The organism is Nitrospira lenta, from assembly GCF_900403705.1.
GTDB classification, from domain to species: Bacteria; Nitrospirota; Nitrospiria; order Nitrospirales; family Nitrospiraceae; genus Nitrospira_D; species Nitrospira_D lenta.
Window position 1 is genome coordinate 88,592 of record NZ_OUNR01000022.1, and the last position, 18,728, is coordinate 107,319.

The window sequence follows — 18,728 nt, forward strand, 5'->3', positions numbered from 1 at the left end:
ATGCCGCGTGACAAAACCCTTTGGCCAGACCGTTTAGGCATGAGGCTTCTCAGTCTGGAGCTTCTTATGCAGATACTTCCGGCTCAGCGTCGTGATGAGAAAGGCCAGCCCGATGGCGATGGGGACAAACACGGCAGATGCCACATTTGGATTATGCATCCATCCCATTTCATGGAGACCTTTAAAAATATACCCGGCAAGCCCGCTAAGATAGTACGCGATCACAATCACCGATAGCCCTTCGACGGTATGTTGCAGGATCGCCTGACTCTTCGTCGTCTTGTCCACGCTCATCAGCAACGCCAGATTCTGAGACTCCAGCATCAAATCGACACGGGTCCGGATAATGGCGATCATTCCCTCAAACCCGCTACTCAGCGTCTCGATCCGCTTCAACAACTGCTGATACCCGTCCGCCACGCCAGTCACGCCGCTCAGGACGTAATCGGAGAGCGGCCGATACGGAGCAAACGGCCGCTCGACCATGGACGCGAGTGTGGCATGCACAATCTTGTCGTATGGCACCGCCGCCGACAATTCGAAATGGAGCTTCCCGGCCAGCCGGTTGGCCTTCAACAGATCCTGCGTCAAACTATTCAACCATCGCTGCAACGCCAGCGCATCGGCATGACTGATATGCCCAGTGATGATCTCCCGCTGTTTCAGATGAACTTGCTCGAACTTGTAGACCGAATCGATTGCAGCTGAAAACAACGGCTTCTGCATCAGCAGCAGATGATAGTAGGTTTCGATTCGCACCACCGCATCCACAATATTCTTGATGTGCGACACATCGATCCGCGGAGATCCGACATTGACCAAATACCGCTCCCGTCGGTATTCGTCGGGCGTAAAACTGGTCACCACCATGGTCTCGTCGTCGAACATCCGGCTGCCATAGGTGACCGGCCCCGGCAGCATCTGATGTAACTCGTCACGCGATGGAATCACCTCGGCGCGCAGCACAATATCCAATCGGCAGACCTCTGTCCCCAGCGGAGTAATCGGAAACTGATAGTTCGGAAAGGTCAACGGTCCGAACGTCACTTGACTGCCGGGCGCTCCCGGCAGATGCCACAATTGATAACTGTAATATTCCGTATGCGCCTGCCAGACGACGATCAAGCGATCCCCGTTCCCTGCCACCTTGACCGCATACCCGAACGTCTCCCGCAACACCGTATGGTTCGGCGCCATCTGAAACGATTCCACCAGACGGCGAAACTCTTCGCGGCTCGCCGGGCGCTGCGTCGGAGGATCGGCCATCCGAAACGCCTTGTAGTGCACATGGGCCGGCACCCGCAGCCATTCCGTCAACGGAATCTGCGGACGCTCATGTAGCTGATGGATAAGGTCTTCGTGAGAGGACTGATCGATGTCCGGCTGTTCCATGCACCCTCCTTGAAGGTCGGCATTTTAGCGCAATCCCTATCACATTCGCCAACCGGCGACACGAGGCCGTCCACGATGCCGCCGCCAAGCCATCAGCCTGCGGCTGCACTCACGAAGAAAGAATCTCTCCGTAATACGAAGCGAGTTCTGCCCTGCGGTTTGGTTCAACCACGATCAACTGCCGCTGATCGAACGTGTTGGCACAGTAGAGGTAGACCAGGCCTTCGGCCGATCCGAGCTCGACATGTAGCTGCCGGCCATCGGACTCCCGGCGAGTCTCTTCCTGCTGTACCAGACGATCCGCAAGCGATTCCCACACTCGCTGTGCAGACGGCCAATGATTTTCGTACAGCGGTATGTCCGGATCTTGCGGATCATGTGGGACTGATCGAAGCATCGTTCGATTGAACGGCACGCCTGCGTCAGGTTCGGGCTCTTCGTCCCATGCGAGAGGACCGGCACTCCCCTGTTGCATCACATAGAAGGGCCCGTCGTCGGAAACTTCCTCGACAAGCCGATACCGAATCAGTTCAGGAAGCTCGATCACTTGCAGGCCCCGTCGCGCCAGCGCCCGTTGAAACGGCACGCGTCGGGCGAGTTGGCGGGTTTTCTCGAAGATGACCATCCATCCGCCAGGACTCAGCATCTCGCTAAGTTGGTCTAACCGCACATCGATGCCGATCCGCTGCTCAAACGCGGCCTGCTGCGATTCATCCCGCGCCCGTTCGAAGGTCGTCCAGTCACGACTCGGTATTCCAGGATCTTGCTCAGCTTGAACCAGCGCATGGGTCGCAATGATCCGATCATACGATCCGCGAAGCACCTCGACGTCTACATCGAGGCACTCAAAGCGCACATTAGTTAGCCCCAACTCAGTGGCTTTCGATTGCGCCACGGCAATCGATCTGGGCGACCGATCGATCCCCACAAACTGTGTCTCCGGAGAATGCCTCGCATAGAACGTGGTGAGAATCCCCACCCCGCACCCAAAATCCAACACCGTCCCAGCCGGAGCGATTCGAGACAGCACCCGGCTGCCGATCTCCATGAAATACTCGTAGCGTTGGCTGTAAAGGACGGGAAGAATATGCGGTTCCGCCGTCAGATCGTAGAAAGCCATTTCGTCCTGACGAGCGCCGCTGCGCTTCCGCTCGACCTGCGCAGTGAGCCGATTCAGATCCTCCGCCGACAGCGTCGCGCGTTGCCAGGCGAAATAGTCCGCATCAGACGAAAACGATCGAAGGCCCCATTGGGCTAGGTGGGCATGAAGTTGATCGAGCGAGACTGAACTGTTCATGGATCTCTTGCAGGGGATGCGTCGACATCCTCAACGCCTGATCAAAACGTGTTCCAGTGAGGCCGCAAGGAGGGAGAGCCACGAGGCGTACATCCTTGGGTACGTCGAGTGGATCGAGCGACTGAGAACAAAGCTGGAGCGCGTTTTCAGCAGGCGATCAAGCGCGCTTCAGCATGATGGCGTCTTCATACGTATCCGGCACCGGATGCGGATGGCGCAACTGCCCGCCGCCGAATGCCACATACTTCTCGTTCGTCAGCTGTTCGAGTCCGATCGGTCCTTTGGCCTGTACGCGGGACAGATTGAGTCCGATGTCCGGACCCATGCCATACCCGTCGCCTGAGTTAAGTCGCGTGGAGGCATTGACCATCACAGCCGTCGCATCCACCTCTCGTGAAAAACGCATCGCGGAATTATAGTCAGACGTGGCAATCACCGCCGTCAGACAAGGCCCATGGGCGGCAATGTGCGCCAGCGCCTCATCGAGCCCCGCCACCATCTTGATCGCCAAGACCGGTGACTGAAACTGCCGGTCCCAGTCTTCGTCGGTGGCCGGAGTGACCGCTTCGTGTCCGGTCATCGCCATTTGCCCCATGAGCGCCACGGTTTTCGGACAGCCGATCACCTGAATCTTATATTCTTCAAGCAGACGGCGAATGAGCGCCGCCAAGAATGGCCGCGCCATACCCTGCTGCACCAACAGGGTATCGATGGAATTGGTGGACGTCGCATGCTGAATTTTCGAATTGATGACGACGTTTTGCGCAATTGGAATATCCACATCCGCATCGACATAGGCATGGCTGATCCCGTAGTCGTAGCAGAGAATCGGCATCTTGGCCTGCTCATGCATGGCTTTCCGAAGGCCGGGACCGCCACGGGGCACAATCGCATCCACGCTCTTCCCGGCACGCATGATTTCCAGCGCCACTTCCTTCTCAGGCCGATCGACCAATAACCAGGCGCCGGCGGGAATACCCGCGCGCTCCGCCTCTTCACGCATGCGCGATTCAATGGCCTGATGCGTCCGGTTCCATTCGAACGCCGGACGAAAGACACACACGTTCCCGGACTTGAGGCAGAGGGCCAAGGACTCCACGGTAATCAACGGCTTCATTTCTGAAATCACGCCGACCACCCCGAGGGGCACGCGGACTCGGCTGACTTGCAACCCATCAGGCCGCTCCCATCGCTTGGTCACCGCGCCGACCGGATCCGGCAAATCAGCGATGAGACGAAGGCGTTCGGCCAGCTCCTTCACATCATCCGGCATCATCCGCACGCGCGTGACCGCTTCCTTCACCCGCTCTCCCCGCAACCCTTCTCCAAGCAGCGTCTTCCCCACGGCATCGACATCCAACACGTTCGCCGCGAAAATCTGCTCCTCATCCGCTTGCAACCGATCCGCCATAGCCCGCAGCGCGCGATCCTTCACGGGGCCCGAAAGCAACGCCAATGGACGCTGCACATCGCGGCATGATTTCAACAACTTATCGATGTACATCTTAACGGGAACTTCCGGCATGTGACCCCCCGTGAGAAATGAACCGTCGCGCAAGCGTGCGACTATAACATGCGATTTTTTAGGGAGTAAAGACGACCGTCTACCGCAGAGTCGGCACTCCGCGCTGCAACGCAGATTCCTGTCGACCCAGTCTCCACCCGATCCAGCCCCAGAGCAGCATCATCGGTACAAGCACTCCGGCCATGATACCGGTTGTCGCCCCCAAGGCCTTGCCCCCGGACACCAGCCAACCGGTTGAGGCATCGCCGCCGCGCGATACGGCGGTATCGATGAAATTCTTGGCCTTGTACTTATCCTCTCGGTTCAACACCGTAAACAGCACCTCACGCGCCGGCTTGGCAATGGCGTATTCTCCCACCCGCCGCGCAACCGTGAGCGACAGAAAGACCGGCAGTACGGGATTGACCACAATGGCAGCAAAGCCAACGGCCGTGACGACCGGAAGCACAAGCAGGGCGGCCCCCAACCCAAACCGGAGTACCAACCGATTGGTGACCAAGACCTGCGTCACGAAGGTCAGGACATTCACGATCAGGTCCATCCCGGCAAACAGACGAGTCCTGGCTTCAGGCGTCGGAATCTCACGCCCCACCAAAGCAGTCTGCTCCATATAGAGGACCGTCGCCGACATCGTGAGAAGAAAGAGATACGCACAGATGCCCAGGAGATAGGGAGAAGCCGCGACCGCACGAATCCCCGCCCACATACTGCCGCCCAGCGGCATGTCGCCCTCGATCTTCCCCCGAGTTGTGTGGGCTGCTGCCCACCGGTCCAGTCGAGCGATACAGACCCCGCAGAGCGCCAGCCAGCCCGCCGAGACCAGCATCAAGACAGGAATAGGCCACAGGTAGGTGATCCCCGTCGTCGCCAAGGGGCCTGCGATCGCACCCAAACTCCCACCCGCGGCAATCACACCGAATAGCCGCACGCCCTGCGCAGGAGAAAACACGTCGGCCATGAAACTCCAAAACACGGAGACCACAAACAGGTTGAACACCGAGAGCCAGATAAAGAACGCCCGGGCAACCCATTCCAGATGCCACTGCGCCGTCATGGCCGCAAAAAACAGCAGTAGATGACTGATGAAAAAGACATAGACCGATAGCATCAGTCGCGCACGCGGGAGTCGCGCCGACAGCCACCCAAACAGAGGCGTGGCGATGAGGAGCGTGAGAAACGTCCCAGTCATCATCCAAGGCAAATGTTGCACACCGCCTTCAATGGCCATTTCATCGCGCACCGGCCTCAGCATGTAGTAGCCGCAGAGCAGGCAGAAAAAATAGACGAACGACCAGAGCAGCGGCACTCGCTCCTCCGACGCGACCTTCACCCATTTCCAGATCCATCCCTGTGTCACAACATCCTTCCGATTTGGTGCGCAGACAGTGCCCCACCCCTCCACTCTCCCGCAAGAGAAAAAATTTGCTAGAATGGGCGCCATCATCTTCCATAGGAGGCTTCATGATCGATCTCCGCAGCGACACCGTGACTCAACCCACCGATGCTATGCGCAAAGCCATGGCGCGCGCCGAAGTGGGAGACGATGTCTATGGAGAAGACCCGACCGTCAATCGACTACAGGAGATGGCCGCCGCTTTACTCGGCAAACGCGCCGCATTGTTCGTGCCTTCCGGCACCATGGGCAACCAGTTAGCGATCCGTGCGCACACTCAACCGGGGCAGGAAGTCATCGTCGAGAGCAAGGCCCACATCGTGCGCTATGAACAGGGCGCCGCCGGCGCCCTCGCGGGAGTCCAACTGCACTGGGTCGTCGGCGATCGCGGGATCATGACGGCTGAACAGGTCGAAGCGGCCATCAGACCCAAAGACCCGTACAGCATCCCGACCGGACTGATCTGCATCGAGAATACGCACAACAGCGGCGGCGGCACCATCTATTCGCTGTCCACCATTGAGAAAATTCGCGCCATCGCCTCGAAACACAAAATTCCGATGCACCTCGACGGCGCCCGGCTGTTCAATGCCGTCGCCGCCACCACCTTGCCGGCCTCCACCTATGCGCAGCATTTCGAAACAGTGTCCTTCTGCCTCTCCAAAGGGCTCGGTGCGCCGGCCGGTTCTCTGTTGGTCTCCAGCGACACCCAACTGATCGAACGCGCGCGCCGCTTCCGCCGCATGTACGGCGGGGCCATGCGCCAATCCGGCATCCTCGCGGCCGCCGGCATCTATGCCCTCGAACACCACGTCGCCCGTCTTAAAACCGATCACGACCATGCCAAGAAACTGGCGCGGGCGCTGCAACAGATCCCGGCCGTGCGCATCGCGCCGCAACATGTCGAAACCAATATTGTGATCTTCGATGTCCCTGATCCTCGCCTGACTCCGGCTGACCTCGTGAGCCAACTCAAAGACCACGGCGTGCTCATCCACGCAATCGGAGGCCGCAGCTTCCGCGCCGTCACTCATTTGAATATCTCGGCAAAACAGATCGATGAAGCCACTGAGGCCTTTGCCCGAGTCCTCAACTGACCTCCATGTCCGTTGACACCTCCTTTCAACGACACATACAATGCGCCCCATTGATCAACAGGAGCCACAATGACCCTCCAGGTAGTGTCGTTCCAACAGATCAGCCGCATTCTCGATGTCACCGACGCGCTCGGGCTCAACCGGGAATGGGTCGAGATCCCGCTCTCCCCGGAGGTCCCGGGACTCGTGCGCCGGCTACAAAACGGAAAACTGGAAATCATCGTCGACGCCGAGCAGCCCTTTGAACAATGGCTTAGCGCCTTGCCGCAACACATCCAACAGGTCCCTGGAGCATAATGGACAGTCCCCTCGCTACCCCGGTCCCGACCAGGGAAGAACTGAATGCCGAGCTTCTTGACGTCCCAGAACCGCCCGAGCAACCACCAATTCCCGAACCGCCGGGATTCGACGACAGCGTCGAGATGGCCCTCAAACATATCCGAGGCCGCCGGGGAGGCGACCTGGTCGGGATTCTCATGGTGGGATCCGGTGCGCGACGCGCCCTCACTCCCCATAGCGACATCGACCTCATTGCCCTCGTCAAAGGCGACCGTGAAGGCCACGAAATTTTGCGGGCCGGCGAGCGGCTCGTGGATATTCGTTACTTCGGCCACAAGCTGATCGAAGACGAACTGGCCTACTCCACTCGCCTGCCGTCGTTGCTGCGGAAGGCCCGATTGCTCTTCGATCATGACGGAATCAGCGCCAAGGTGATTGAAAAGGCCAACCAGCGATTCCGACAAGGCCCGACTCCGGCCTCGATGAACGAACAGATTCGATTGAAAGCCGAGTGCCTCCACTTATTAGGCAAAGCGCAAGATGTGAGTGAGAAGCCGGCCTTGGCCCACTATCTCCTGACGCTCTTCTTCGAAGAAGCCACCATGGCATTTTTCCGGATCCGAGGCTTCTGGCTGACCGCTCCGGTCGACATCCACCGCTTCATGTCCTCCCGCGAACCAGCGTTGGCGGAACTGGCGGCCAGATTTCTCCTCACCGCGAATTTTGCGGACCGACTCAACTTTGGACGGCAATTTGCCGATCTACTCTTTAAGGATGTTCCAAATCCGGCACGAATCGATTAGGCTTCTCGCATCATCGAAGCAGGATTCTCAGCGGTTGGACAACATCACACGGTCACCCAACAGGGGAACGATTCCCTCTCGTTCCCGTTATTCATCGATTCACCGTTTACCTCCGTTTTCAGGACGGATGCCAAGGAGTCGTTATGGAACTGGGATTTATCGGACTCGGTAAAATGGGCATGAACATGGTCACCCGGTTGCGGCGGGACAACCACCGCGTGGTCGCCTTCGATCGCTCGGCAGACCTGGTCAAGCAGGCCGAGGGACAAGGCTGCGTTGCAGCATCATCCCTTGCCGACATGATCGGCAAACTGGCTGCTCCTCGCACCGTCTGGGTCATGGTACCCTCCGGCGCACCGACCGAAGAAACCGTGCAAGCCGTGGCCGCGCTGCTGCAGCCGGGTGACACGATTGTCGACGGCGGCAATACCCGTTTTCACGATGACGTTCGCCGGGCCGCCGATCTCAAGAAGAAGCAACTCCACTACATTGACGCCGGCACCAGCGGCGGGATTTGGGGGCTCAAAGTCGGCTACTGCCTCATGATCGGCGGAGAAGATGCTCCGGTCAAACGGCTTACGCCGATTTTCACGACGCTCGCACCGGAAAACGGCTGGGCCCATGTGGGCGGACACGGCGCCGGGCACTATGTAAAAATGGTGCATAACGGCATCGAGTACAGCATGATGCAGGGCTACGCCGAAGGGTTCGAATTGATGTCTAAGAGTGAGTACAATCTGGATCTTGGCCGCGTAGCCGACCTCTGGATGCACGGCAGCGTGGTCCGTTCATGGCTGCTGGAACTGGCGGTGGATGCTTTGAAGGACGACCCCAAGCTCGACAAGCTCAAAGGTTTCGTGCAGGATTCCGGCGAAGGCCGCTGGATGATCGCGGATGCCATTGAAAAAGATGTGCCGGTTCCTACGCTCACCACGGCCCTCTTCACGCGCTTCCGATCCAGACAGGACCAGTCCTTCGCGGAGAAAATGCTCGCCGCACTCCGCAACGCGTTCGGCGGGCATGCCGTCCGCCGATAACCATGCGCTTTACCGGAACGAACACACCATGGCCTTATCGAATGACCGCATAGAAATCAGCCCGGCGCAGGAAGCCTCGGTTCCGGTTGAGCCGACGACGTTGGTGATCTTCGGCGGATCGGGCGACCTCGCCAAGCGCCGGTTGATCCCGGCACTCTACAACCTGCTGCTGGACGGATTGATGCCGTCAAACTACGTCGTGTTGGGTCTCGGACGGAGACCGATGAGCGACGAAGAATTCCGCGCGACCTTGCGGGACGGTGTAGTGAAACATTCCCGCCAAGCGTTGATCGACGAAACGTGGAATGCCTTTGCCAATCATCTCTTCTACATGGCCGGAGAGAATGACGATCCGACTACCTACGTGCGGCTGAAAGCCCGCGCCGAGGAACTCGAGCGCACATTTCAGTTGCCGGGCAACCGCATTTTCTATCTCAGCATCCCTCCCAGCTCCTTCACGCCGGTATGCGAAGGACTCTCCAGTTCCGGCGTGGCAATCAAAGACAACGGGCACGCGCCCTATGCCAGGATCATTGTGGAGAAACCGGTTGGGCGAGATTTGACATCGGCCCAGGCGATCAACACCGTCACCGGACGCGTGTTCGACGAGTCGCAGATCTTCCGGATCGATCATTACCTGGGCAAAGAAACCGTCCAAAATCTGATGGTCGTGCGGTTTGCCAACAGCATTTTCGAGCCCATCTGGAACCACAAGTACATCGACCATGTACAGATTACGGTCAGTGAAGCGGAAGGGGTCGGCAGCCGATCGTCCTACTATGAAGAGGCCGGCGCATTGCGCGACATGGTCCAGAATCACATGCTCCAGCTGCTCTGCCTGGTGGCGATGGAGCCGCCTTACTCGCTCGACCCGGATGTCGTCCGCAACGCCAAGATGGAAGTGCTCCGCTGCTTGCGCCCGATCATCGGCAAGGATGTCGAAAAATTTACGGTGCGCGCGCAATACACCGAAGGGACCGCCCACGGCGAACCCATGCCGGGCTATCGACGAGAAAAAGGCGTGGACCCCACGTCCACCACGGAGACCTATGTCGCCGTGAAATGCTTCGTCGAAAACTGGCGCTGGTCCGGCGTGCCGTTTTATCTGCGCACCGGGAAAGCGCTGCCGCTCCGCGCGAGTGAAATCGCGGTGCAGTTCAAGGACATTCCGCAAATTCTCTTCAATGCCAACGGCCAATCACCACAAGCCCCGAACGTGCTGACGCTCCGCATCCAGCCGGAAGAAGGCTTGTCGCTCAGAATTGTCTCGCGAGTGCCGGGTACCAGGGCACAAACCCACCCAGTCGAAATGAATTTCAAATATGGAGAAGTGTTCGGCAGGCCGTCGCCGGAAGCCTACGAGCGCTTGCTCTTGGACGTGATGGTAGGCGATGCGTCACGCTTCATGCGCCGCGATGCGGTCGAAGCCTCCTGGGCCTGGATCACCCAGATCCTCGAAGGCTGGCAGCAGTCCGGTCAACGGTGGCTTCCTGAATATCAAGCCGGCACATGGGGTCCGGTCGAAGCCGACCGCCTCATTCAAAACGACGGCCGGTCCTGGCGGACGTTGTAGCCCCTTCTCAACCAAGCTGAAGCTGTCTCAGGATTTCTTCCTTCCTCCCCAGCCCGCCGATGAATCGCTCGAAGGAACCGTCCCGGTACAGCGCCAAGGCCGGGAGCGAGAAGATCTCCAACTCAGCCGGAATCTGGAAATTCTCATCGACATTCATAGTCAGGACGAGGACCTCCGCTCCGAGTTCCCCCTGCACCTGCTCCAGTTCGTGCATCAGACTTTTGCAATGGCCGCATCCCGGCTTCCAAAACTCGATGAGCACCGGAACCGTGGCGCGTTCGACAATCCTGTCGAAATCCACGTCGGTCACCGGTTGGAGGCGTGATGACATCGGAGCTACGATGACTTCGACAAGACAGGTTGGAGAACTTGCCGATAGACCAGATCGGCAAAGAGGCGATAGCCCGCTGTGGTGAGGTGCAATCCGTCGTTGGAATACTCACGGGCCAACAAGTTGGTCTCGGGTTCAGCGGTGGCTGCAAAGAGATCGACGGCGGTGAGATGTTTCGTTCGAGCATAGTCGAGAATCAGACCGTTCAGCTCAAACCGCCGCGCTAGATGCTCAGCCACCCACGCCATCCCTTCCCGGCTGTTGCCTGCATCCTCGACTCGTAAAGACGGCACCGTCACAGGCACCGGCACGACTCCGGCAGCCAGCGTCTGCTCGTACATCTTCACCAGATTACGCATGATTTCATGCGTCGGCCCGTTCCACCCTAGATCATTGGTGCCTCCCAGGATCACGACAAAGCGGGGTTCATGCGCGAGGACATCCTTTCGGAATCGCAGGACCATTTCCCCGGTGAGCTCCCCGCAGATACCGCTGATGGAAACCCGGCCGGCCGATCCGACGCTCTCTTGAAGTGATTCGCCATAGGGGGTGGAACTCCCTTGAGGATTCTCTCTGGTCGGCGACTGAAACCCAGCGGTCAGGCTGTCGCCGAAACAGACGATGTGAACAGGCGATCGTGAATGCATGATGCCGCGATTGTACCGACCGTCTGGGGAGCTGACAAGCCCGATGCTCACATCAGCCTTCGTGAGTTCAGCTAGTCAAGAATACTCATTCCCTTGACGAATTTTCGACCTCCCGATAGGTGTATCACTATGTCTGATCTCAAGACCGCACAAGAGATGATGGCAGCGGCGGTAGCGGCGAAGGGAACTGAAGATCCTGAAATCGCCTCAGTCAAGCGCGTCCTGAAGCTTCTCGATAAGACTGCCAAATCCAATCGCACCTATGGGGCCACCAATCCGGTGGCGATGAAATTCTCCCAACAGCTCTTTGAGGAACTTTCCAGCCACCTCAGCACCTACGCCAAACTCACGTTTCTCGTCACCCGCGCCGAGCTGCTCTGTAAAGACGAAGTCGTTTATCAGGCCGAGAAAGAGGGAGGCAGTGAAAACCTCGCGTTCAAGCTCTACGCCGACGGCATTCGCGAACTCGTGCTGCATCAAGATTTGACTCAGGAAGATCTGTCATTTTTCCTCGAGGCCCTCTGGGCAAGCCAGGACCAGGAGAACGACGACGACATCGTGACTCGCCTCTGGCAAAAAAACATGCCGGCGCTGACGCTGGTTACGGCAGAAGAAATTGCCAAAGCATCCGGAGGATCGGACGCCTTCCTCAAGCTAAACCCTCTTACAACGTCAGATTCAACCCTCCGGGAACTGCTCGATCAAGAACGCAAGAAGCACCACGCACAATCTGAGAGCAGTGACACCCAGACCGCGGCCCAGCAAAAAGCGCGATTCCAGTCCGGCTTGGTCGGCTATGAGGTCACGGAGGAAGAGCTGGTGGCGCTCGCCAAAGAAATCGAGATGGAGAGCCAGCAGGACAGTACGACCTACATTCTCGATGTCCTCACCGCGATTCTGGCATCGGAGCAATCGCCGGCCCTGCTGACAAAACTCTTCTCCCTCTGGAGCCACGTCATTACGGCGCTGTTTCACGCGGGGAAATGGGCCGTGCTTGAATCCGTCCTCAGCATCCTCCACGAAACAGAGGCCGTTCGTCCGGATATTGCCGAAGATCATAAGCAGCAGCTGGCCACCCTCCTGACCGGCCTCGGCAAACCGGAACACATCAAAGCTATCGAGGCATATCTGAACCGGACTCCGAACCCCGACACCGAAGGCCTCTCTACCGTACTCCTCTTGATGGGACCGGATGCCGTCTCTCTCCTCTGCTCACTGATGGCGAATCTCGAACACCCGACCCACCAGGCGATTGTGGCGGAAACGCTCCACACCTTAGCCCAAGACCATCCCGAGCCGTTGATTCGCGGCCTCACCGACCGACGACCGGTGTATGTCAGAAACCTGCTCGCCATCGTCGCCAAGTGGAATAATCCGGTCTTCGCCGAAGCGGTTGAAAAGCTCGTGCGCTATCCGGATGCGCAGGTCCGCAAGGAAGCGATTCGAGTATTCGGGCTCCTCACGCCCACCGGCAATGGCGCTCGGCTCATTCTCTGCCTGTCCGATACCGAAGACTCCGTCCGTATCGCCGCATTGAAGCTGTTGGCTACCGGACGCTATACCGCTCCGTTTCCGCAGTGGACCCCGATGCTCTCCGGCGACACATTTCTGGAACGCTCGTTGAGCGAAAAACGCGGACTGTATCAAGCGATCCGCGCCACCTGCGGAGATGCCGCCATTCCCTACTGGGAAAGTCTCTTCATGGAATGGGCCTGGACCAACAGAAAGAAAAAAGAAGAATGCGCCGTCCTGGCGGCAGAAGCCCTGGGAAAACTGGCGACCCCTGCCGCGATCGCGACGTTAGAGCTCGGCAAGAACAAGGGAAGCGCCGCGGTCCGCCAGGCCTGCACCATGGCGCTCACACAACTGCAGAAGCAGTCCAAGACCAGCACGCCTCCACCCGCGCTACATGAGGACGCCCGTGAGTGATTTCAAGCTCGCTCAGCCCACCGCTAAAGACGACCAGACGCAGCCGCTGCTGACTCACGAGAAATCCCTGTCGCAAAAAATCGGCCACGGCTCCGAGGCCGGCGACATTCTCGATCAGCAACTCGTGATGCTGGGCTTCCAGCTGATTACTCAACTCAACACGCTCATCAAAACCTCAAAGATTCACGGCCGAGCTAACGCCGCGCTGGATAAGCCGGTTGAGACCATGCTGACGCTGATTCAGACGCTGGCCCACGATCAGCCCGTCACCTTACGGTTGCAAAACGATTTCCTGTTCCTCGGCGAAAGTCATCTGAAGGTCAACGCCCAACAGATGGCGGTCATCGGCAGCATCATCGACTCACTGAACAAGTGGAAAATTGGCGGCCTGACATTCGGATCCGTCGTGACCTCGAAAGACCTTCGAGAATTCGCCTACCTCTTCGTCAGCATGGATCCCGCCACAAAATCCGTGGACGACTTCCGGCAAGAACTGAAAACGCGCGACGTCAACGGCATCGACTTGGAGGACCCTCGCGAGCTGGAGCTCCACGAGGATTTGAGTGCCGGATCTGACTCGGGGAAGCCTGGAGAAACCAGCACGGATACGAAGGTCCAACATAAGATCCAGTCCAAGAATGCCTACGCCAAAGCTGCCAGCGCCGTTGGAGGGCTCGAGAAATCTGTGCGCGATGGCGGCACAGTCAATTTCAAGCAGGCCAAGCGAGCGATCCAGAACATCGTGGACCTGATGATGCAGGACGAGGCGACTCTCTTGGGATTGACCACCCTGCGGTGCCACGATCAATACACCCACAATCACTCGGTTAACGTCTCCCTGCTCTCCATTGCCTTGGCCAACCGCACCGGCTATCCCAAGGTTGCACTGGCGGATCTCGGACTGGCCGCGCTGTTTCACGATATGGGCAAATCGACGATCCCCCTTGAAGTGCTGAATAAGCCCGGCGAGTTTTCCGACGAAGAATGGGTCGCGATGCGGAATCATCCGACTGAAGGCGTGCTGAGCCTCGCGGAGTTGCGCGGAATTACCAACCTCCCAGCCCGCATGGCCGCCGCCTCGTTCGAACATCACATGAATCTCGATTACTCCGGCTATCCCAAGTTAAAAACACCCTGGAAACTGTCGCTCACCGGCCGCATCCTGATGATTGCCGACTGCTACGATGCGATGACCTCCTCACGCGTCTACCGGCGAGAACCGATGTCACCTTCCAAGGTGCTGAACATCATGTTCGGCAAATCCGGGAAAAGTTTTGACGCAACGCTCTTGAAGCTGTTCGTGAACTGCGTCGGCATCGTACCCATTGGCAGCCTCGTCATGCTGAATACCGACGAGCTGGCCGTTGTCCTCAGACCTGCGGTCGAGCGAGCCGATGCCGAACGACCGCTGGTGAAAGTGATTGCCGATCCCGAAGGGAACCTGATGGATAGCGGTCCGGAATTGGACCTCACCGTCAAAGATATCTCCGGCGACTACCGGCACAGCATCGTGCGCCTCATCGACAATACGGAACATCAATTCGACACCAGCCGCTATTTCGTCTAGCCCCCCGCGCTGTCTTGACAGGCCCTCAGCGCCTCGTTATTCTGACAGACGCTTACCCACACATCCGTTTCATGCTTAGCCTAAGGAGTGTTCATATGCGCATCCCCGTCGTCCAGACGCTTGTTGCTTCCGCCTTCTTCTCTCTGCTGCTGGGCTCGCTCTCGACGACCGTGCAGGCTGCCGACGCCTTCAAGATGGGCGTGGTCGACCCGCAGATGGTCTTGGAGAAGTCGAAAGCCGGCAAGAAAGCCCTCGAAGGACTCAAGGAATACGTCAGCACGAGGCAGAAGCTGCTCTCTCGCGATGAAGAAGAATTGCGGAACTACGAAAAGCAGCTCAAGGACCAGCTCGCCAAGTTGAGCGAGGCAGAGAAGAAAGACAAAGAAACGCAGTTCCGGGCAAGAATCCAAGACTATCAAAAGCGCGCGCAGGAATTTAATCAGGAGCTTCAGGGCAAGCAGAAAGAGCTCGTCGACGACTATATGAAGCGCATCGCCTCAGCCACACAAACCGTGGCCGAGAAGGGAGGCTTCTCCATTGTGGTCGACCGCGGGAGCGAACAGACAGTGAAAATCGTGATCTATAATAAAGACACGGTTGAACTGACGGACCAGGTCATCAAAGAATTCGACCGCACGAATAAGTAGCGCTCACGGACTAGGCCGGCTGTCCTGCCTCAAGCGGATAGCCGGCCTCTCTCCACGCCGTAATACCCCCATCCATCGAAATCACGTTCGTATACCCCATCTGTTGCAGCGCATCCGCCGCCAGGACCGAGCGAAATCCGCCTCCGCAATACAACACAATCGGGGTCTGTTTCTCAGGAATCATCGTTTCGATATCGCGCTCGATCACTCCCTTGCCCACATGAGACGCCCCTTTGGCGTGATCCTTCGCAAACTCATAGTCTTCCCGTACGTCGATGAAGTGAAACCTTTCGCCGCGTGCCAGGCGGTTCCGCACATCGGCCACCGTACATTCCTTGACGCGCGCTTTGGCCTGGTTCACGAGGTTCAGAAACCCTGGATTGTGCTTCATCCTTCCTCCTCCTGGTCAAACAATGTGGTCTGCGCTCCGCTAGGCCGCCTGAAAGTATCGGGAATCGCGTCCTCCCGATCGCAGGCAAAACCGGCCCGACGCCTAGTCATCTCGAATAACTGCTCGATCATCTGCCAATAGGTTCCCGTTCCATGGTGCCGATCAAAGAACGCTGATTCGGAGAGCCGGCCCCCTCGTACCTCACGAAGTCGATTAGTGATTTTCGCGACCCGATCCGGGAATGCTTCTTTGATTCGTTCCAAAAAAACGGGCTCAACGCTACCGGAGAGCCTTAACAAGCTGAACGTCGCCGCACATGCGCCGGCAGCCCGCGCCCGCTCCAACAACTCAGGAATCGCCTCATCGTTGAGTCCAGGAATGACCGGAGCAATCGAAATACCAGTCGAGATCCCCGCCTCAGCGAGAGCCTTCATGATTTCAAATCGTTTGCCGACCGACGGCGCCTGCGGCTCCATCTTTCTGGCCACGGCATCATCGGCAAACGGAATGCTGAAGTAGACCCGTGTCCAGGCTTTCTGACGCAGCCTTGTTAACACGTCCAAATCACGGAGCACCAATGCACCCTTCGTAATGATTCCCACCGGATTCCGATAGTCCGCACAGACTTCTAAACAGGCACGCGTCAGCCCGTATGAGGCTTCCAGCGGTTGATAGCAATCGGTATTCCCGGAAAATACGACCAGCTCCCCCTTCCAGGATCGACGCTCAAAGGCCTGACGCAACAAAGCCGCCGCATCCTCCTTCACCACCAGTTTGGACTCGAAATCGGTTCCGGCTCCGAACCCCCAATACTCGTGTGACGGACGCGCATAGCAATAGGCACAGCCATGGAAACAGCCACGATAGGGATTGACACTCCAGCGAAAGGGCAGATCAGGGCTGTCATTGCGACTCAGAATTTCCCGGCTCGCATCGTGAAAGATCTCCACTCTTGCCGTGGAAGCAGGCTCCAGCAATTCGCGATGGGACGATTCAAATGGATTGGGAGGATTCGATACCGTGCGCATCACATCATCGTGGCGACACGAATGGCGATTGTCAATCGACGTAAATTCACCCGACGGCGACCTCTCACCCGGTAGCACGCGTTTCGTTGACTCTACCTAACCCCGATGCTAGATTCCTCAAACTTTCTGAGGAGTACCACGTGTACGATTTACGTCAACTGCGGGACCATCTCGACTCAATCCGCGAACGCCTCGGCCGCCGGGGGACCGATGTCCCTTGGGACACCATGAAGCAGCTGATCGAGGAGCGTCGCAATCTGACCATGCAGGTGGAACTGCTCCGCAATGATCTCAAAAAAGGCTCTGACGAGGTCGCCCGGTTGAAACGGGCCAAGGAACCGGCAGACAGCGCGGTGGCCGCCATGAAGCAGGTTGGGGATCGCATTCGTGAGATTGAAGGCACGCTGCGCGGCGTAGAAGAGTCCCTTACCGATCTGAATTTGCGCATTCCGAATGTGCCGCATGAATCAGTCCCCCCGGGACACGATGCCTCGGATAATGTCGAAATCCGTCAATGGGGCACCCATCCCTCCTTCGACTTTCCGGCGAAACCCCATTGGGAACTCGGTGAAGCCTTAGGCATTCTCGATTTCGATCGGGCATCCAAGCTCGCCGGCGCCCGTTTTGTCGTGATGACCGGGGCCGGAGCCCAGTTGGAACGCGCGCTTATCAACTACATGCTGGACCGCCATACGACGCAGTACGGATACCGGGAAGTGCTTCCTCCCCTGCTGGTCAATCGCGCAACCATGACCGGCACAGGCCAACTGCCTAAGTTTGAAGAGGATCTGTTCCGTCTGAAGGACGAAGATTATTTCCTGATTCCTACAGCCGAAGTGCCGCTTACAAATCTCCACCGAGATGAATTGCTGGACGAAGAAATATTGCCGATCCGCTATACCGCCTATACGCCTTGCTTCCGCCGCGAAGCCGGGTCTTATGGGAAAGATACCCGCGGCTTGATCAGGCTCCATCAGTTCAATAAAGTCGAACTCGTCTCATTTTGCCCCCCTGACCAGTCACAGGCCGAACTCGAACGCCTCACCGGTCACGCAGAGAGCATCTTGCAGGGATTAGGATTACCCTATCGCGTCATGACGCTCTGCGCCGGAGATATGGGGTTTTCAGCCACCAAAACGTACGACATCGAAGTCTGGCTCCCCTCGCAACAGCACTTCCGTGAAATCTCCTCCTGTAGCAACTTTGAGGCATTTCAGGCCCGTCGCGCCAACATCCGGTACCGCACAAAAGGCGCGAAGAAGGACTCCAAGACAGAGTTCGTCCATACCTTGAACGGATCGGGCCTCGCCGTGGGCCGAACGCTGCTCGCGATTTTGGAGAACTACCAGCAAGCGGATGGGAGCATTGTCGTCCCCGCACCGCTCCGCCCCTATATGGGAGGGCTTGACTGCATCAGAAAGTAGTGCCACATATCTTCTTACGGCTCGGAGGGGTGACGGAGCGGCCGAACGTGCCAGTCTTGAAAACTGGAGATGGGGCAACCTATCCGCGAGTTCAAATCTCGCCCCCTCCGCCATAAATCTCTCAGATAGTCACAACCTCACCTCCATTCAGATCTCCCTTGCACTCCATCCATTCAGCCCATGATGGCAATACTCACCCCGCCAAAAATCACACCTATACCATTCACACTCACGTCTTAAGCTACTAATATATCTACAAACTTTCGACCTGCTGCGCCACGTAATTTTGCACAACAGCTTCCTAGAAGGTCCTCCCACTTTCGGTTAGTGCACTCCTACCTCTACGGTATTTCCAGTCCACACAGTCT

At 57.8% G+C, this 18,728-nt stretch carries 17 protein-coding genes and 1 tRNA gene; 10 read left to right on the forward strand and 8 right to left on the reverse strand.

The features are described from left to right. Positions 1-33: 33 nt before the first annotated feature. The 4 genes from NITLEN_RS17585 to NITLEN_RS17600 all read right to left on the reverse strand — a co-directional run bounded on the left by NITLEN_RS17585 (position 34) and on the right by NITLEN_RS17600 (position 5,571). Positions 34-1,392: a DUF3422 family protein gene (locus tag NITLEN_RS17585; protein WP_121990953.1), complete on the reverse strand. Its 1,359-nt coding sequence runs from the start codon at positions 1,390-1,392 to the stop codon at positions 34-36. Positions 1,393-1,501: 109 nt separating this feature from the next. Next, positions 1,502-2,689, reverse strand: a complete 1,188-nt coding sequence (locus NITLEN_RS17590) for a class I SAM-dependent methyltransferase (protein WP_121990954.1) — start codon at positions 2,687-2,689, stop codon at positions 1,502-1,504. A gap of 157 nt (positions 2,690-2,846) precedes the next feature. Continuing rightward, entirely contained in the window at positions 2,847-4,214 is a 1,368-nt protein-coding gene (locus tag NITLEN_RS17595; RefSeq protein WP_121990955.1) for a glutamate-5-semialdehyde dehydrogenase, read from the reverse strand. A gap of 79 nt (positions 4,215-4,293) precedes the next feature. Then, a complete protein-coding gene (locus NITLEN_RS17600; protein ID WP_181416975.1) occupies positions 4,294-5,571 on the reverse strand; it encodes an NTP/NDP exchange transporter in 1,278 nt (425 codons plus the stop codon). Between the two features lie 104 nt (positions 5,572-5,675). Here NITLEN_RS17600 and ltaE point away from each other — a divergent pair, with 104 nt between their 5' ends. From ltaE to zwf, 5 genes are all read left to right on the forward strand, one after another. Next, a complete protein-coding gene (ltaE, locus tag NITLEN_RS17605) occupies positions 5,676-6,704 on the forward strand; it encodes a low-specificity L-threonine aldolase (protein ID WP_121990957.1) in 1,029 nt (342 codons plus the stop codon). Positions 6,705-6,773: 69 nt separating this feature from the next. Then, entirely contained in the window at positions 6,774-7,001 is a 228-nt protein-coding gene (locus NITLEN_RS17610) for a hypothetical protein (RefSeq protein ID WP_121990958.1), read from the forward strand. Then, complete coding sequence (locus tag NITLEN_RS17615; RefSeq protein ID WP_121990959.1) at positions 7,001-7,786, forward strand: hypothetical protein; 786 nt, start codon at positions 7,001-7,003, stop codon at positions 7,784-7,786. Before NITLEN_RS17610 ends, NITLEN_RS17615 begins: the two co-directional genes overlap by 1 nt. 143 nt (positions 7,787-7,929) lie before the next feature. After that, positions 7,930-8,823, forward strand: coding sequence for a phosphogluconate dehydrogenase (NAD(+)-dependent, decarboxylating) (gnd, locus tag NITLEN_RS17620; RefSeq protein WP_121990960.1), 894 nt, complete (start codon positions 7,930-7,932; stop codon positions 8,821-8,823). Positions 8,824-8,851: 28 nt separating this feature from the next. After that, positions 8,852-10,396, forward strand: a complete 1,545-nt coding sequence (gene zwf, locus NITLEN_RS17625; RefSeq protein ID WP_181416976.1) for a glucose-6-phosphate dehydrogenase — start codon at positions 8,852-8,854, stop codon at positions 10,394-10,396. Positions 10,397-10,403: 7 nt separating this feature from the next. Here zwf and NITLEN_RS17630 read toward each other — a convergent pair whose 3' ends face one another. Next, the gene (locus NITLEN_RS17630; protein ID WP_121990961.1) at positions 10,404-10,727 is read right to left on the reverse strand and encodes a thioredoxin family protein; all 324 of its coding nucleotides are present in this window, start codon (positions 10,725-10,727) and stop codon (positions 10,404-10,406) included. A gap of 5 nt (positions 10,728-10,732) precedes the next feature. Then, positions 10,733-11,374 carry a GDSL-type esterase/lipase family protein gene (locus NITLEN_RS17635; protein WP_146216243.1) on the reverse strand — a complete coding sequence of 214 codons (642 nt, stop codon included), beginning with the start codon at positions 11,372-11,374 and terminating at the stop codon, positions 10,733-10,735. Between the two features lie 129 nt (positions 11,375-11,503). On the opposite strand from NITLEN_RS17635, the gene NITLEN_RS17640 reads away from it, so the two are divergent. The 3 genes from NITLEN_RS17640 (at position 11,504) to NITLEN_RS17650 (ending at position 15,517) form a co-directional block, all read left to right on the forward strand. Continuing rightward, positions 11,504-13,303 carry a HEAT repeat domain-containing protein gene (locus NITLEN_RS17640; protein WP_121990963.1) on the forward strand — a complete coding sequence of 600 codons (1,800 nt, stop codon included), beginning with the start codon at positions 11,504-11,506 and terminating at the stop codon, positions 13,301-13,303. Continuing rightward, on the forward strand, positions 13,296-14,870 hold the full coding sequence (locus NITLEN_RS17645; protein WP_181416977.1) for an HD-GYP domain-containing protein: 1,575 nt from the start codon (positions 13,296-13,298) through the stop codon (positions 14,868-14,870). Before NITLEN_RS17640 ends, NITLEN_RS17645 begins: the two co-directional genes overlap by 8 nt. A gap of 95 nt (positions 14,871-14,965) precedes the next feature. After that, positions 14,966-15,517, forward strand: a complete 552-nt coding sequence (locus NITLEN_RS17650) for an OmpH/Skp family outer membrane protein (protein WP_181416978.1) — start codon at positions 14,966-14,968, stop codon at positions 15,515-15,517. Positions 15,518-15,527: 10 nt separating this feature from the next. Here NITLEN_RS17650 and NITLEN_RS17655 read toward each other — a convergent pair whose 3' ends face one another. Both NITLEN_RS17655 and NITLEN_RS17660 read right to left on the reverse strand, forming a co-directional pair. Then, positions 15,528-15,908: a rhodanese-like domain-containing protein gene (locus tag NITLEN_RS17655; RefSeq protein WP_121990966.1), complete on the reverse strand. Its 381-nt coding sequence runs from the start codon at positions 15,906-15,908 to the stop codon at positions 15,528-15,530. Continuing rightward, positions 15,905-16,936, reverse strand: coding sequence for a PA0069 family radical SAM protein (locus NITLEN_RS17660; RefSeq protein ID WP_121990967.1), 1,032 nt, complete (start codon positions 16,934-16,936; stop codon positions 15,905-15,907). Before NITLEN_RS17660 ends, NITLEN_RS17655 begins: the two co-directional genes overlap by 4 nt. Before the next feature lie 140 nt (positions 16,937-17,076). On the opposite strand from NITLEN_RS17660, the gene serS reads away from it, so the two are divergent. After that, positions 17,077-18,360, forward strand: a complete 1,284-nt coding sequence (serS, locus tag NITLEN_RS17665; RefSeq protein WP_121990968.1) for a serine--tRNA ligase — start codon at positions 17,077-17,079, stop codon at positions 18,358-18,360. Positions 18,361-18,383: 23 nt separating this feature from the next. Then, positions 18,384-18,473, forward strand: a tRNA-Ser gene (locus NITLEN_RS17670). Positions 18,474-18,728 lie beyond the last annotated feature (255 nt).

Bases quoted from the DNA above. Each gene is read 5' to 3' on its own strand.
- NITLEN_RS17585 (WP_121990953.1), bottom strand. From the start codon at position 1,392: ATGGAACAGCCGGACATCGATCAGTCCTCTCACGAAGACCTTATCCAT.
- NITLEN_RS17610 (WP_121990958.1), top strand. From the start codon at position 6,774: ATGACCCTCCAGGTAGTGTCGTTCCAACAGATCAGCCGCATTCTCGAT.
- gnd (WP_121990960.1), top strand. From the start codon at position 7,930: ATGGAACTGGGATTTATCGGACTCGGTAAAATGGGCATGAACATGGTC.
- ltaE (WP_121990957.1), top strand. From the start codon at position 5,676: ATGATCGATCTCCGCAGCGACACCGTGACTCAACCCACCGATGCTATG.
- NITLEN_RS17615 (WP_121990959.1), top strand. From the start codon at position 7,001: ATGGACAGTCCCCTCGCTACCCCGGTCCCGACCAGGGAAGAACTGAAT.
- NITLEN_RS17650 (WP_181416978.1), top strand. From the start codon at position 14,966: ATGCGCATCCCCGTCGTCCAGACGCTTGTTGCTTCCGCCTTCTTCTCT.
- zwf (WP_181416976.1), top strand. From the start codon at position 8,852: ATGGCCTTATCGAATGACCGCATAGAAATCAGCCCGGCGCAGGAAGCC.
- NITLEN_RS17595 (WP_121990955.1), bottom strand. From the start codon at position 4,214: ATGCCGGAAGTTCCCGTTAAGATGTACATCGATAAGTTGTTGAAATCA.
- NITLEN_RS17660 (WP_121990967.1), bottom strand. From the start codon at position 16,936: ATGCGCACGGTATCGAATCCTCCCAATCCATTTGAATCGTCCCATCGC.
- NITLEN_RS17655 (WP_121990966.1), bottom strand. From the start codon at position 15,908: ATGAAGCACAATCCAGGGTTTCTGAACCTCGTGAACCAGGCCAAAGCG.
- NITLEN_RS17630 (WP_121990961.1), bottom strand. From the start codon at position 10,727: ATGTCATCACGCCTCCAACCGGTGACCGACGTGGATTTCGACAGGATT.
- NITLEN_RS17640 (WP_121990963.1), top strand. From the start codon at position 11,504: ATGTCTGATCTCAAGACCGCACAAGAGATGATGGCAGCGGCGGTAGCG.
- NITLEN_RS17590 (WP_121990954.1), bottom strand. From the start codon at position 2,689: ATGAACAGTTCAGTCTCGCTCGATCAACTTCATGCCCACCTAGCCCAA.
- NITLEN_RS17635 (WP_146216243.1), bottom strand. From the start codon at position 11,374: ATGCATTCACGATCGCCTGTTCACATCGTCTGTTTCGGCGACAGCCTG.